At 68.6% G+C, this 14,904-nt stretch carries 12 protein-coding genes; 2 read left to right on the top strand and 10 right to left on the bottom strand.

Annotated elements, in window-relative coordinates; translation table 11 throughout:
* Window positions 1–110 precede the first annotated feature (110 nt).
* On the top strand, window positions 111–731 hold the full coding sequence (locus tag AT699_RS11845) for a chorismate--pyruvate lyase family protein (protein ID WP_038504796.1): 621 nt from the start codon (window positions 111–113) through the stop codon (window positions 729–731).
* A gap of 82 nt (window positions 732–813) precedes the next feature.
* Here the strand turns inward: AT699_RS11845 and AT699_RS11840 are convergent, their stop codons facing one another.
* The 9 genes from AT699_RS11840 to ggt form a co-directional block, all read right to left on the bottom strand.
* Entirely contained in the window at window positions 814–2,238 is a 1,425-nt protein-coding gene (locus AT699_RS11840) for a DHA2 family efflux MFS transporter permease subunit (protein WP_024068608.1), read from the bottom strand.
* A 56-nt stretch (window positions 2,239–2,294) separates the two neighbouring features.
* On the bottom strand, window positions 2,295–2,993 hold the full coding sequence (locus tag AT699_RS11835) for an SDR family oxidoreductase (RefSeq protein WP_006387470.1): 699 nt from the start codon (window positions 2,991–2,993) through the stop codon (window positions 2,295–2,297).
* Window positions 2,994–3,118: 125 nt separating this feature from the next.
* Window positions 3,119–3,718 carry a TetR/AcrR family transcriptional regulator gene (locus tag AT699_RS11830; RefSeq protein WP_024068607.1) on the bottom strand — a complete coding sequence of 200 codons (600 nt, stop codon included), beginning with the start codon at window positions 3,716–3,718 and terminating at the stop codon, window positions 3,119–3,121.
* A gap of 164 nt (window positions 3,719–3,882) precedes the next feature.
* Complete coding sequence (locus tag AT699_RS11825; RefSeq protein ID WP_058207298.1) at window positions 3,883–4,419, bottom strand: YaeQ family protein; 537 nt, start codon at window positions 4,417–4,419, stop codon at window positions 3,883–3,885.
* Between the two features lie 122 nt (window positions 4,420–4,541).
* The gene (locus tag AT699_RS11820; RefSeq protein WP_024068605.1) at window positions 4,542–6,401 is read right to left on the bottom strand and encodes a dipeptide ABC transporter ATP-binding protein; all 1,860 of its coding nucleotides are present in this window, start codon (window positions 6,399–6,401) and stop codon (window positions 4,542–4,544) included.
* Between the two features lie 14 nt (window positions 6,402–6,415).
* Window positions 6,416–7,294 carry an ABC transporter permease gene (locus AT699_RS11815; protein WP_006387466.1) on the bottom strand — a complete coding sequence of 293 codons (879 nt, stop codon included), beginning with the start codon at window positions 7,292–7,294 and terminating at the stop codon, window positions 6,416–6,418.
* On the bottom strand, window positions 7,291–8,235 hold the full coding sequence (locus tag AT699_RS11810) for an ABC transporter permease (protein ID WP_006387465.1): 945 nt from the start codon (window positions 8,233–8,235) through the stop codon (window positions 7,291–7,293). Before AT699_RS11810 ends, AT699_RS11815 begins: the two co-directional genes overlap by 4 nt.
* Window positions 8,236–8,364: 129 nt before the next feature.
* A complete protein-coding gene (locus AT699_RS11805; RefSeq protein WP_024068604.1) occupies window positions 8,365–9,879 on the bottom strand; it encodes an ABC transporter substrate-binding protein in 1,515 nt (504 codons plus the stop codon).
* 73 nt (window positions 9,880–9,952) lie between these two features.
* Window positions 9,953–11,581, bottom strand: a complete 1,629-nt coding sequence (ggt, locus tag AT699_RS11800; protein ID WP_024068603.1) for a gamma-glutamyltransferase — start codon at window positions 11,579–11,581, stop codon at window positions 9,953–9,955.
* Window positions 11,582–11,686: 105 nt separating this feature from the next.
* On the opposite strand from ggt, the gene AT699_RS11795 reads away from it, so the two are divergent.
* Complete coding sequence (locus tag AT699_RS11795; RefSeq protein WP_006387460.1) at window positions 11,687–12,601, top strand: LysR family transcriptional regulator; 915 nt, start codon at window positions 11,687–11,689, stop codon at window positions 12,599–12,601.
* 90 nt (window positions 12,602–12,691) lie between these two features.
* On the opposite strand, the gene AT699_RS11790 is transcribed toward AT699_RS11795, so the two are convergent.
* Window positions 12,692–14,872 (bottom strand): phosphocholine-specific phospholipase C, encoded by a 2,181-nt coding sequence (locus AT699_RS11790; protein ID WP_006387458.1) that lies wholly within the window; start codon window positions 14,870–14,872, stop codon window positions 12,692–12,694.
* Window positions 14,873–14,904 lie beyond the last annotated feature (32 nt).

Here is a 14,904-nt window from a genome sequence, read left to right as displayed (position 1 = left end):
GGCCCCGCCGGCGCCCCCGCCTCGGGGCCTGCGCCGGCGCGCCTGCGGCAATCGGCCACAGGGCATCGCGCCCGGACGGCGCGCCGGCCTTGGCATAATACGCAGCCATGATGAATCTAGCCGCAGCACATCACCCTCCCCTCGCCGCGGGCTGGCTGGCCAGCGCGCCGCCCGTCCTGACACTCACGCAGCGCCACTGGCTGTTCCGCCCGGGCGCCCTGACCGCCGGCCTGCGCCAGGTCGGACAGGTGCGCCTGCGGGTGCTGGCCGAATATGCGGACGGCGCCCCCGCCGACGAGGCCCATGCCATGCGCATCGCGCCCGGCGCGCCCGTATGGGTGCGCGAAGTCCTGATGTCGGTCGACGGCATCGACAGCGTGCCGGCGCGCAGCCTGACGCCCTTGCGCGCTTCGCACGGCGCCTGGCAGGGCATGCGGCGGCTGCTGACGCGACCGCTGGCCGACATGCTGTACCACGACAGCACGGTGATCCGCTCGCCTTTCGCCTGTCGCCGCCTTGCCTCGCCGGTGCCGTTCCACGCCACCGCCCTGGGCGCCCTCGCGGCCAATGGCAAGGCGCGCGAGGCTGGCCGCGTGTGGGCGCGGCGCTCGGTATTCTGGCGCCAGGGCCAGCCGCTGCTGGTGGCCGAGTGTTTCCTGCCGGACTTCTGGAAGCTGCTGGCGGGCCGCGCGGCGCCGCCGCTGGTGCCGCACCAGCGCACGCCGCGCTAGGCGCGGCGCAATGCCGCGGGCGCGGCCGCCCGCGCGCCATCCCACGCCATGCAATCCCGCGCCCTTGCCCCCGGGCCGCCGGTCACGCATGGGCCGGCGCCGGACGCGGCCGCGTGTCCACCGCCAGGCACAGCAAGCCCGTCAGCAACGCCAGGCCAACGTGGCCGATGTACAGCGGGTCGAAATCCGCGTGACTCAGCGCGCCCTTGCCCAGCAGCAGCACCGTCAGCGCCACGCCAAGCACCGCGCCGATCTGGCGCGTGGCCTGGTTGACCGCGCTGCCCACCGCATAGTGCTGCGGCGGCAGCCGGTTGACCGCGGCGCCAGCCAGCGAGGGCAGCACCATGCCCACGCCCAGCCCGCTCAGCAGCAGTCCCGGCAGCCAATGCGCCAGGTAGGCGGGCTCGGCGCCGGGCACCAGCAGGAACCACAGGCCGCTGGCGGCATAGACCAGCGCGCCGCCCACCAGGAACGGCCGATGCCCCATGCGCGCGGCCAGCTTGCCGGTGATGATCGCGGTCGGCATCACCAGCAGCGGACCCGGCGTGACCGCCAGGCCGGCGCGCGGCAGGCTGTAGTGCCAGACGCCCGTCATGTAGAAGAAGAAAGCGAAGAACATCATCGCGAAGGCAATGCCGAAGCTGAGCGTGGCCAGGTTCACGTAGCGATAGGTGCGATGCTTGAACAGCGCCAGGTCGACCAGCGGATGCGGCGTGCTGCGGGCCCAGCCCACGAAGGCCGCCAGCGACACCAGCCCCACGGCCGCCACCATCCACAGCTCGCCACGGCTCCAGTGCGGCGATTCCGACTGCACGATGGCCAGCGCCAGCGCGCCCACGCCCACCATCAGCAGCGCCATGCCGACGCCATCGACGCGCCGGCGCGCTTCGGGCCGCACCGATTCCACGAGGCGGGCGGCGCCGAACCACAGCGACAGCGCGCCCAGCGGCAGGTTGATGTAGAAGGCCCAGGGCCAGCCGGCGGCATCGACCACGAACGCGCCCAGGCTGGGGCCGACCGCGGCGGCAAGCGCCGCCACGGCGCCCCACAGGCTCACCGCCACCGAGCGCTGCGCGGCCGGGAACGCCGCCAGCACGATGGACAGCGAGGCCGGCGTCAGCAAGGCCGCGCCGACCGCCTGCGCCACGCGCGCCGCGATCAGCCAGCCGACGGTGCCGGCCAGGCCGCAGGCGGCCGAGGCCGCCAGGAACAGCAGCACGCCGATCATGAACATGCGCTTGCGCCCGTGCGTGTCGGCCAGCCCGCCGGACGGGATCAGCATGGCCGCATAGACCACCGTGTAGGCGTTCAGCACCCAGGACATGTCGGCGGCCGAGGCCTCGGGAAAGCCGGCGCGCATGGCGCCGAACGCGGCGTAGAGCATGGTCGCGTCGAGGGAAACCAGGAACACGGCCACGCTGGCGATCCAGAAGATCGGCCAGGGGGATTCGGCCGCGGACGGCGCAGCGGCGGCTTGGTGAGCCGCGGGGGTGGCATTGGAATGCATGTCGATCGGACTCGGAAATGGCGTCGGGAAGGTCGCGAAGGCGTGGCGCCCGCGGTTCATGCCTGCAGGTAGACGGGCGGCTCGGCCGCCAGGCCTTGCTTGACCTGGCGCGTGGCGTCGTCGGCCAGCACTTCCTCGGCGCCGGCTTCCAACGCCTCGAAGGCCTGGCGCACCACCGATTCGGGCGTGCTCTTGGGCGCGTCCAGGCCGCGCGTCAGGTCGGTATCGACAAAGCCCATGTGCAGGCCCAGCACCTGGGTGCCCTGCTCGCGCAGTTCATGACGCAGGCCGTTGGTCAGGGCCCAGGCGGCCGACTTGCTCATGCCGTACACGCCCAGCAGCGGCCGGTTGATCCAGCTCGCGATCGACAGCACGTTCAGCAGCGCGCCGCCGCCGTTGGCGGCCAGCACCGGCGCGAACGCCTGCGCCACGCGCAGCGGGCCCAGCAGGTTGGTCTCCAGGTGCCGGCGGGCCGATTCGATGCTGTCGTCGGCCAGGAAGCCGCCGGTCGCGGCAATGCCGGCGTTGTTGATGACCAGCGTCACGTCCTTGGCCAGCGCGGCCGCGGCGGCCACGTCCTCGTCGCTGGTGACGTCGAGCTTGATGGCCTGCAGGCCCGGCAGCGAGATGCTGGCCGGATCGCGCGCGCCGGCGTAGACCTTGCGCGCGCCACGGGCCAGCGCCTCGCGGGCGAAGGCCAGGCCGATGCCCCGGTTGGCGCCGGTGATGAGGACGGTAGCGTTCTTCAGTTCCATGATGTCTTTCCTTGGGTGCTGCGTTCTGGCTGTGGCCGGTGACACCGGCCGGTTATATAAATATGATGATCATCATATTTATGGGATGAAGAAAGGCCGCGCAATGCGGCCCGAAAAAGGGGGCTTCAGTGGGCGGCCTGGCGGCCCTCGCTGTCGTACTGGTCGAGAATGGACTGGCGCGCGGCCGCCAACATGGCGTGGCCCTGCGCGTTGTCGCCGAGCGCGCGGGCCAGTTGCATGGCGCCCACCAGGCTGCTGGTGATCGCCATCGCGGCGTGCGGGCCGGCGTCGGCCGGCAGCGCCTGTTGCACCACGCCGACCAGCCCGGTCACCCGGCTGGCCGAGATGTCCCGCACCTCGGGCGACTGGCGCGGCATCTCCGAGGCCAGCGCCGAAATCGGGCAGCCCCCTTCGCAACCGACCAGGTGGCCCTCTGACAGATAGCTCTCGACCAGGGCGCGCAGCGGGCTGGCGCCTTCGGCGCGGCGCCGCGCCATGCCTTGCGCCATGCGGGCGGCGCCATCGCGGCCGGCGCGTTCCATCGCCGCCACCAGCATGGCGTCGCGCGACGGGAAATGCGCATAGAAGCCGCCGTGCGTGAGCCCGGCCTCTTTCATGACGTCCGCCACGCCCACGCCGGCATAGCCTTCCCGGCGAATCGCTCGCGCGGCCGCTTCCACGATGCGGTCATGGGAGAGCTCTTTGCGGGAAGCGGGGCCGGCCATGGTCGGGACTCCTGAATATGATGACCATAATATAAACCCGCCCCCGAGGCTTTGCACGCTTTTTTTGTTGCGGCGCACTACAGCGTCGCGATCACCCGCGACAGCAGGCGTTGCGCGCCTCGCGGCCCGAACGAACGGGCATCAAAAGGGGACAAGTCTGGCCATCAGCGCCAGATTTCGGGCTCGATGCTGACTTCGCCCTTGTCGGCCGAGAAATACACCACCCCGTCCGAGATATTGGCATTCAGCTGCATGGTGCGCTCGGCCAGGTTGGCGAGGGCGCGGGTCTGCTCGGATGGCAGGTTGATGACCTTGAGGTTGCGGGTGCGCTCCAGCTTGTTGCGCACGCCGTCCCACCAGATCCTGCTGGCGGAACCGCCGTAGCAGTAGACGATGACCTGCTCGGCGCGGCCGCAGGCGCGCAGGATGCGGCGTTCTTCGGGTTGGCCGACTTCGATCCACAGGGTGATGGCGCCGGTCAGGTCCTTGACCCACAGGTCCGGCTCGTCGGTGTCGCTCAGGCCCTTGGTGAAGGCCAGTTCTTCCTGGGCCTGCAGCGCGTAGGCCACCAGGCGCACCATCATGCGCTCGTCGGTTTCGGAGGGATGGCGGGCGACCGTCAGCGAGTGGCTGCCGTAGTAGTGCCGATCGGTGTCGGCCACGTTGAGGTCGGCCTTGTAGATAGTGGCGCGCAGGGCCATGGCGAGAAAATCCGTTGAATGGGGCGAATAACTGAAGGCCGCCATGATACCGCCTGTGGCGCGGCCGGCCCCGCGCAACGGCCGCCGCCCGCCGCCGATGCGGCGGGCGATCAGGCAGTGGCTCAGTACACGCCGACGGAATGGCGCGCGACGTAGTGCCCTTCCCCGACCCGCACCAGCGGCTCGACCAGCGGATCGTCGCCCAGTTTGCGCATCGGGCTGGGGATTTCGTCGACCAGCAGCGAGCGCTCGCGGTGCCGGCGCTGCGGATCGGCGATCGGCACCGCCGCCATCAGCTTCTTCGTGTAGGGATGCTGCGGGTTCTCGAAGATGGCGCGGCGCGGACCGATCTCGACGATCTGGCCCAGGTACATCACCGCCACGCGGTGGCTGACGCGCTCGACCACCGCCATGTCGTGCGAAATGAACAGGAACGACACGCCCAGCTCGCGCTGCAGGTCGAGCAGCAGGTTGACGATCTGCGCCTGGATCGACACGTCCAGGGCCGACACCGATTCATCGGCGATCACCACCTTGGGGTTCAGCGCCAGGGCGCGCGCGATGCAGATGCGCTGGCGCTGGCCGCCCGAGAACTCGTGCGGATAACGGTCGATCATCTCGGGCGCGAGGCCGCACTTGTCCATCAGCCAGCGCACCCGCTCCTGCGCCGCCGCGCCGCTGGCCACGCGGTGGATCAGCAGCGGTTCCATGATGGAATAGCCGACCGTCATGCGTGGGTCGAGCGAGGCGAACGGATCCTGGAAGATGAACTGGATGTGGCGGCGCAGCGTCTGCATGGCGCTGCCGCGCAGCGCGCCGATGTTCTGGCCGTCGAACTCGATCGTGCCGCTCTTGCTCTTGACCAGTTGCAGCAGCGAACGGCCGGTGGTGGTCTTGCCGCAGCCGGATTCGCCCACCAGCGACAGGGTCTCGCCCGGATACAGGTCGAAGCTGACCTTCTCGACCGCATGCACGCGCTTTTGCACCCGGCCGAAGATGCCGCCGGTGATGTCGAAGCTGGTGGTCAGGTCGCGCACCTTCAGCACCGGGCCGTTGTCGCGGCGCACGGTGGACGGCTGCGCCACCGGGGCGGCGGCCGGCTCGGCCTGGCGCGCGGCCTCCTCGACCTTGAGCAGCGGGAACGGCGCCGGCTCGTCGGTGCCATGCATGGCGCCCAGGCGCGGCACGGCCGACAGCAGCGCGCGGGTGTAGGCATGCCGGGGACGGGCGAAGACGTCGTCGGAACCGCCCTCCTCGACCTTGTCGCCGCGGTACATGACCAGCACGCGGTCGGCCACTTCGGCCACCACGCCCATGTCGTGGGTGATGAAGATGACGCCCATGTCCATTTCTTCCTGCAACTGGCGGATCAGTTGCAGGATCTGGGCCTGGATGGTGACGTCCAGGGCCGTGGTGGGTTCGTCGGCGATCAGCAGCTGCGGCTTGCAGGACAGCGCCATCGCGATCATGACGCGCTGGCGCATGCCGCCGGACAACTGGTGCGGATAGCGGTCGAGAATGGCGCGGGCCTCGGGGATGCGCACGCGTTCGAGCATGCGCAGCGTTTCGGCGCGCGCCGCGGCCGCGTCCAGCCCCTGGTGCAGTTGCAGGGCCTCGGCGATCTGGTTGCCGGCCGTGAAACTGGGGTTGAGCGAGGTCATCGGCTCCTGGAAGATCATGGCCACGTCGGCGCCGCGCACGCGTTGCAGCGTGCTGTCGGGCGCGTTGACCAGGTCCAGCACGTCGCCGTTGCGCCGGCGCAGCAGCATGCCGCCGTTGACGATGCGGCCGCCGCCGTATTCCACCAGGCGCATCAGCGCCAGCGAGGTGACCGACTTGCCCGAGCCGGACTCGCCCACGATCGCCAGGGTTTCGCCGCGATCGACGTGGAACGACACGTTGCGCACCGCTTCGACGACGCGCTCGGGGGTTTTGAAGCGCACGGTCAGGTCGTCGACCTGGACGACGCGTTTGGGGTCCATGGTTGCCATGATGATTACTTGTCCTGACGGGGATCCAGCGCGTCGCGCAGCCCGTCGCCCAGCAGATTGAAGCCCAGCACCACCAGGAAAATGGCCGATCCGGGGAAGATCGACATCCAGGGCGCCTGGGTCATGAAGTTCTTGGCGGTGTTCAGCATCGAGCCCCACGACGGATTCGGCGGCTGCAGGCCCAGGCCCAGGAACGACAGGCTGGCCTCGGCGATGATGGCCGTGGCGATGGTAATGGTGGCCTGCACGATCAGCGGCGGCATGACGTTCGGGAAGACGTGGCGGCAGATGATGCGCAGGTCCGAGGCGCCCAGCGCGCGGGCGCTCTGCACGTAGTCCTCGCTCTTGACCGCCAGCACCTGCCCGCGCGTGAGCCGGATGAACTTGGGCGCGGCCGACACGCCGATGGCGATCATGGCGTTGGTCAGGCTGGGGCCGAGGAAGGCGGCTAGCGCGATGGCCAGGATCAGGAACGGGATCGCCAGCAGCGCCTCGGTGGCGCGCGAGATGCAGCTGTCGGTCCAGCCGCCAAAGTAACCGGCGGCCAGCCCGAACGGCACGCCCACCACCAGCGCGATCAGCACCGACACCAGGCCGGCCATGAGCGAGGCGCGGGCGCCATAGACCATGCGGCTGAAGATGTCGCGGCCAAGCTCGTCGGTGCCCAGCCAGTAGGAGGCCGACGGCGCCTTGCGGATGGTGGTGAAGCTGGTCTGGAACGGGTCGTGGTTGGCGACCAGCGGCGCCACCAGCGCCACCAGCACGAAGAACAGCACGATGCCCAGGCCCAGCATGGCGACGTGGTTGCGTTTGAACTTGGCCCAGGCGCGGCTGCGGCTGCGGGGCGGCGTGACGGCGGCGGCCGTTGCGGGAAGTGCGCTCATGCGTGCCTCAGACGGGGATTGACCAGGATGTACAGGATGTCGGCCAGCAGGTTCATCAGGATGAAGCCCACCGCGACGCAGAGCACCACGCCCTGCACCACCGCGTAGTCACGCGTGAAGACGGCGTCGACCACCAGCTTGCCGAAGCCCGGGATGGTGAAGACCTGTTCGGTCAGCACGGCGCCGGCCATCAGTTCCCCGAACAGCAGCGTCACCAGCGTGACGATCGGCATCAGGGCATTGCGCAACGCATGACGCAGCACCACGCGGCGCGGCGACACGCCCTTGGCGCGCGCGGTGCGCACGTAGTCGGCCGACAGGGCCTCGAGCATGGCCGAGCGGGTGTGGCGCATCAGGTAGGCGGCGATCGCCGTGGACAGCACCAGCGCCGGCATCAGCATGGTCTTGATCGACAGCCAGAAGTCCTCGGTCGGCGACACGTAGCCGGATGCCGGCAGCAGCTTCCACTGCACCGACACCACCATGATCAGGATGATGCCGAGCCAGAAATTGGGTATCGACATGCCGGACAGCGCCGCGATGTTGGCGCCCATCTCGACCGGCTTGCCCTTGCGCACCGCCGCGACGATGCCCATGGGAATGCCGATCAGCAGCGCGAAGAACATCGCCATGGCGGCCAGTTGCAGCGTGACCGGCAGCTTCTGGCCGATCAGGGTGGTCACCGGCACGTCGGTGCGCAGCGACTTGCCCAGGTCGCCCTGCACCACCTGGGTGGCCCAGGCGACGTACTGCACCGGCAGCGGGTCGTTGAGGCGGTATTTTTCGCGCAGGTAGTCCAGCACGGCCGGGTCGCGCTCTTCGCCGGCCATGGTCAGCACCGCGTCACCGGGCAGGATTTTCTGCAGCATGAAGACGATCATCGACACCAGTATCAGGGTCGGTATCGCGACGATCACGCGGCGCAAGATGAGTTTGAGCATGAGGGAAAACCGTAGAACGAAAGCGGCGGACGGAGCCGGCCCGTCAGGGCACGGCGCGCGGCCGCCGCGGGAAACGACCGGCCGCGTTCAGGCAGCCGGCGGGCGCGGCGGCGAACCGCCGCGCCGCGATCACTTCTGCGCGAACGTCACGCCCTTCAGGCGGATCATGCCGTCCGGGTACGGCACGAAGCCCTTGACCTTCTTGGCCAACGCGAACGGCCATGGCTGGTAGTAGTTATACACGCCGGGCAGCTCGTCCTGGATGATCGCCTGCGCCTGGTCGTAGATGGCGCGGCGCTTGGTTTCATCGGGCACCGTGCGGGCCTCGTTGAGCAGCTTGTCGACGTCCGGGTTGCAGTAGTGGCCGTCGTTCAGCGCGCCCTTGCAGGTCACGAAGCTGTGGATGTTGCCGTCCGGATCGACCCGGCCCGACCAGCCCAGCATCACCACCTGGAAGTTGCCGCCCGCGGATTCCTTCTGCAGCGCGGCGTACTCGGTGGGCCGCAGCGACAGGTCGAAGCCGGCCTCGGAGGCCATGGCCTGCACCATCTCGGCCACCGACGAGGTGGTGGTGTTGTTGCCGAACATGACCTCGGCCTTGACGCGGTCGAAGCCGGCCTGCTTGAGCAGCGCGCGCGCTTTGGCCACGTCGCGCTTGGTCACCGGGAACTTGTCGCTGTGGTAGGGGCTGGCGGGCGGGAACGGCTGCTGCGCCGGTTCGAAGATGCCGCCGCCGGCCACTTCGTTGATGGCATTGCGGTCGATGGCGAGCTGGAACGCCTGGCGCACCAGCTTGTTCTTGAACGGATTGTCCTCGGCGCGCTTGCCGTTGGCGACGTTGAACATGAACTGCTGGAAGCCCAGGCCGGCCACCGGCGCAAAGGTCAGGCTGGCGTCGTTCTTGACCTGCGGCGCATCGGACGGGTTCAGGCGCTCGAGCAGGTCCAGGTCTCCGGCGCGCAGGTTCGACAGGCGCACGGTGGTATCGGGGATCGGCAGGAAGGTGATGCGCTTGAAGGCGTAGTCCTTGGCGTCGTAGTACTGGTCGAATTTCTCCAGCACGACGCGGTCGTTCTGGATGCGCTCGACGAACTTGTACGGACCCGAGCAGATCGGCTTGCGACCGACCGCGGCCACGTCGGCGTCGGCGAACGACTTGGGTGACAGCATCATGCCGGCGCGGTCGGACAGTTGCGCCAGCAGCGTGGCGTCGGGCTGCTTGAGGGTCAGCACCAGGGTGCTGGCGTCGGGCGCATCGACTTTCTCGACCGAGGCCAGTTCGCCCTTGCGCAGGCTGTCGGGCAGCGTCATGGCGCGTTCCAGGTTGGCCTTGGCGGCGGCGGCGTCGAACTTGCTGCCGTCATGGAACAGCGCGTCTTCGCGCAGCTTGAAGGTCAGCACCTTGTTGTCCGGGCTGAACGACCACGAGGTGGCCAGTTGCGGCACGAAGTGCAGCTTGGGATCGATGTCCACCAGCTTGTCGCACAGCGAGGTGAAGACGATGCGGCCGACGTAGGTGCGGGCGCGGTGCGGGTCCAGCACGTCCGGATCTTCCTGCAGGCCGATGCGGATGTTCTGGGCGCACGCGGCGCCGGCGGCCAGCGCCAGCACGCTGGCGCCGAAGGTCATGGTCAAGCGTTTCATTGTGTTTATTCCCCTTGTGGCTGCAATGCCCGGCTGCAAGGCCGGGCCGCGATGCGTGACAGCAATGCCCGCGTCAGAAACCCACGGCCTGGCCGTCACGGCGACTGTCGCTGGCGGCGACGTAGCCGAGCTCGTTGTCGCTTTCGGACATGCGCCAGATGAATTGGCCGGCGCCGAAATCCATGTACGGATCGTCCACGGATTTCAAAGCATGCCCCAGGTCTTTCAGGCCCGCAATAGTGGAAGCCTTCATATTGGTCTCGATATCCAGCGTGAAATCGCGGTTGACCTTCCAGCGCGGCGCGCAGCAGGCGGCCTGCGGGTTCTGGTGGTAGTCGACCATGCGGATCACGGTCTGCAGGTGGCCCTGCGGCTGCATGTCGCCGCCCATCACGCCGAAGCTCATGACCGGCTTGCCGCCGCGCGTCAGGAAACCCGGGATGATGGTGTGGAACGGCCGCTTGCCGCCCTCGACCACGTTGGCCGACTTGGGATCCATCGAGAAGCCGACGCCGCGGTTCTGCAGGCTGATGCCCGTGCCCGGCACCACCACGCCCGAGCCGAAACCCATGTAGTTGGACTGGATGAACGAGATCATCATGCCGTTCTCGTCGGCGGCGGTCAGGTAGACGGTGCCGCCGGCGGCCGGGCGGCCCGCGCCGAAATGGGTGGCGCCGTCCAGGCGGATCAGCTTGGCGCGGCTGTCCAGGTAGGCATCCGACAGCATCTGCTCGGGCGTGACTTCCATCGAGCGCGGGTCGGCCACGTACTTGTAGAGGTCGGCGAAAGCCAGCTTCATGGCCTCGATCTGCAGGTGCTGCGACTGCACCGAGTCGACCGGCATGTCGGCGATGTTGAAGCGCTCGACGATGCCCAGCGCGATCAGCGCGGCGATGCCCTGCCCGTTCGGCGGGATCTCGTGCAGCTCGTAGCCGCGATAGGACCGCGAGATCGGCTTGACCCATTCCGGGCGGTAGCCGCGCAGGTCTTCCAGCGTCATGGCGGCGCCGCATTCCTGGCTGAAGGCGGCGATGCGCTCGGCCAGCTCGCCTTCGTAGAAATCACGGCCCTTGGTGGCGGCGATGCGGCGCAGCGTGTAGGCGGCGTCCGGAAAGCGGAAGTGCTCGCCGACCTTGGGCGCGCGGCCCTCGGGCATGAAGGCCTGGGCGTAGCCCGGCTGGCTGCTCAGTTCATTGGCGGCGGCGGCCCATTTGTGCGCCACCACCGGCGGCACGGCGTAGCCGCGCTCGGCGATCTCGATGGCCGGCTCGAACAGTTGTTCGAAGGGCAGCTTGCCAAGCTTTTCGTGCAGCGCGGACCAGCCGGCCACCACGCCCGGCACCGTGACCGCGTCCCAGCCGCGCTTGGGCTGGATCGCCAGGCCGTCGGCGCCGACGCCGTATTTGCGCTTGAAGTATTCGACATTCCAGGCGGCCGGGGCCACGCCCGAGGAATTCAGGCCATGCAGTTCCTTGCCGTCCCAGACGATGGCGAAACAGTCGCCGCCCAGGCCGCAGGAGACCGGCTCGACCAGCACGATGGTGGCGGCCGCGGCGATGGCGGCGTCGACCGCGTTGCCGCCCTTGAGCAGCATGCGCAGGCCAGCCTGGGCGGCCAGCGGGTGCGAAGTCGACACCACATTGCGCGCGAACAGCGGGATGCGGATGGAGGGATACGGGTTGACCCAGTCGAAGGATTTCATGGCGCTTGTCTCATAGAGGTAAGCAGGCGAAGGTACTCCCGTGATCTAATTAAATCAATTTGATTTTTTGTTCGGTAATAAAAGAAATTTTTGTGAATTGATCCCATGAGCACCATCCGATTCCTGCGCACCTTCCTGGCCGTGGCGCACCATGGTTCGTTCTCGGAGGCGGCCGAACAGGTGGCCCTGACGCAGGCCGCCGTCAGCTTCCAGATGCGCTCGCTGGAGGCGGAATTGGGGCGCGAGCTGTTCGACCGCAGCGGGCGGCTGGCCATCCTGAACGCGGCGGGCCGGGAATTGCTGCCGGAAATCAAGCACTTGCTGGATTTATACGACCGCATGCGACTACCGCGCACGGTGCCGGGCGAACTGGCCGGGTCGGTCTCGGTGGGCAGCATCGTGTCCTGCATGGGCACCTTGTCCAAGGTGGTGTCGGGCATGAAGAAGTCGCATCCCAAGCTGGACGTGCGCATCCTGTCGGGCAAGGCCAGCGAGCTGGCCGGCAAGGTCGAGGACGGCGAACTGGACGCGGCCTTCCTGGTGGAGGCCGGCCGCAAGATGGCCAGCACCCGCTGGACCCCGCTGTATGAAGAACCGCTGGTGGTGATCGCCCCGCCCTCGGCCGCCGGGCGCGACGCGCGCCAGGTGCTGGCGGGCAACCCCTTCCTGCGCTTTGACCGCACCCAGCGCACCGGACTGCAGATCGACCGGCTGCTGCGGCGGCTGGCCGTGCCGCTGGAAGAGTTCCTGGAACTGAACGCGATCGAGACCCTGGTCGAGCTGGTGCGCCAGGAGGTTGGCGTGACGCTGCTGCCGCTGATCAACGGCTCGAACTGGAGCGACAGCCCGCAGTTGCGCATCCTGCCCCTGCCCGACGACCTGGGGCCGGCGGCGCGCGCCATCGGCATGCTGGAGCGGCGCGAGCACGCCCGCCAGGGCATCACGACGGCCATCTGCGAAGCCTGCGCCGCGGCCTTCCGGGCGCGTGACGCGCAAGAGCCGGCGCAGGTCCGCCTCTAACGACAACGCCCCGCGTCGTCTCCCGGGCGGAAGCGACACGAGGCGTTGCGCCGGGCGCGGCCATTGCCGGCCGCACCCGCGCGGCGGACCTTACTGGCCCATCGCCGGATCGGTGACCGAGGCCTTGCCCGTCTCCACCCGGCCGGCAAAGCGGCGGATGTAGGCCGGGTCCTCGTTCAGGCGCGCCGTGAAGTCGTACCAGTTGCCGCTGGCCTTGAGCGACCACGACTGCTCGACCTGGCTGCCCGCCGGCACCGTGATCGTCCACTTCTCATTGTTGGTGTAGTAGGCGTTCGGCGTGATGACGAAGGTGCAGGGCCTGGTGCCGCTATTGATGAAGCTGGTGTAGACGTCGCCGTTGGCGATGTCGTAGCAGACACGGATTTCCGCGCCCAGCCCTTCGGTGCGGGCCAGCGCCAGGTCGCCGGCGAAATGGCGCAGGTAGCCGTTCGGGCCCATCACCCACAGGTCGTACTTGCCGCCGTCGGCGGCCACGTCCCAGCTGCCTTCCAGCTGCTTGTTGGGCTCGACCGCGTAGCGGCGCGGCAGGCGGTCCAGGTGCAGGCGGTCGTACACGTGGAACACGCCGGCGGCGCTGCCGGTGTTGGCGAACACCAGCCACATGGCGCTGCTACCGGGCTGGGCGCGGCCGCTGGTATGCATCTCGTAGGGCAAGGCGCGCGACGGACGCACGCCGGTTTCCTGCCTGGGCTTGGCCTGGGTGGTGGTGTCGGGCAGCGGCACCTGGGCCAGCGCCTGCTGGTCGGCGCGGGCCTGGTCCGCCGTGGCCTTGGTCCACATGGTCAGGTCGGGCAACTGCTCGCTGTTGGGCGTGGCGAAGTTGAAGGCCGAGGTCAGGTCGCCCAGCACCGCGCGGCGGTAATCGCTGATGTTGGTTTCCTTGACGCCGAAGCGCGCTTCCAGGAAACGCAGCACCGAGGTGTGGTCGAAGGCCTGCGAATTGACCCAGCCGCCGCGGCTCCAGGGCGAGACGACGTACATCGGCACGCGCGGACCGGGGCCGTAGACGCGCTTGTCGGCCGCATCCTGCAGCGACGGCTTGATGTGGCGCTCCAGGTCGGTGTTGATGGTGGATGCGCCCGCCATCGAACCGTCCGGGTTGAGCGACGGCGCGGCCGGCGACGGCACGTGGTCGAAGAAGCCGTCATTCTCGTCGAAGTTGATCAGCAGCACGGTCTTGCTCCAGACGTCCGGATTGGCCGTCAGGGCGTTGAGCGTTTCCTGGATGTACCAGGCGCCCTGCACCGGGCTCGACGGGCCGGGGTGCTCGGAATAGTTGGCCGGCGCCACGATCCAGGACACCTGCGGCAACGAGCCGTTCAGCACGTCGTCGCGGAACGACTGCAGCAGGCCGTTGTCGCCGGCCATGGTGTTGGCCACGCCCTTGTACAGCGGATTGCCGCTGTCGGCCGCGGGCGTCCAGGCGGGCGGATTGGGGTTGCTGGCGGTCGGGTCGTTGCCGGACAGCTCATAGGCCTTGCGGAACTGGCGGAAGCCCGCCAGCGGGTTGTCGGTGAAGTTGTCGGGCAGGTTCTGGTAGACCTTCCAGCTGACGCCGTTCTCCTGCAGCTTCTCGGGATAGGTCTTCCAGGTCCAGCCGATGGTCGAGGCGCCCAGGCCGTCCCATTGGTTGCGGGTCGAAGGGCCGTTGCCCAGCGCCAGCGGATCGTTGGTGCCGGTCCAGTGGAACAGGCGGTTGGTGTTGGTGCCGCCGTGCGAGGAGCAGTGGTAGGCGTCGCACAGCGTGAAGGCCTCGGCCAGCGCGAACTGGAACGGCAGCTCCTGGCGGGTGTAGTAGCCCATCGACTGGTTCTGCTTATAGCGCGGCCATTGGTACAGGCGGCCGCCGTCCCAGGCGTTCTGCGCATCCGGGTAGTCGTGCGGCGTGCCGGACACGCGCTGGGCGTTGCCCTTGGTGCTGTCCAGGTGGTACGGCAGCACCACGCGGGTGCCGTTGGTCTGTTCCCAGACCGAGCGGTTCTGCGGCAGCGGCACGGTGATGCGGTCGCCGAAACCGCGCACGCCCTTGAACGTGCCGAAGTACATGTCGAACGAGCGGTTTTCCTGCATCAGGATGACCACGTGCTCGACGTCGTTGATGGTGCCGGTGCGATTGTTGGCGGGGATGGCCAGCGCGCGGCGGATGGCGGGCGGGAACATCGACAAGGCGGTCAGGCCGGCGGTCGAGGCGGCGGCGTTGCGCAGGAAGCGGCGCTTGCCGGCGTGGATCGGGTCTTTGGCGGACGTCACGGATACTATTCCTTGGATTCTGGAGAAGGCGC

The sequence above is a fragment of the Achromobacter xylosoxidans genome (genome assembly GCF_001457475.1).
Lineage (GTDB): Bacteria > Pseudomonadota > Gammaproteobacteria > Burkholderiales > Burkholderiaceae_B > Achromobacter > Achromobacter xylosoxidans.
This window is presented reverse-complemented; position numbering and strand designations above follow the sequence as displayed.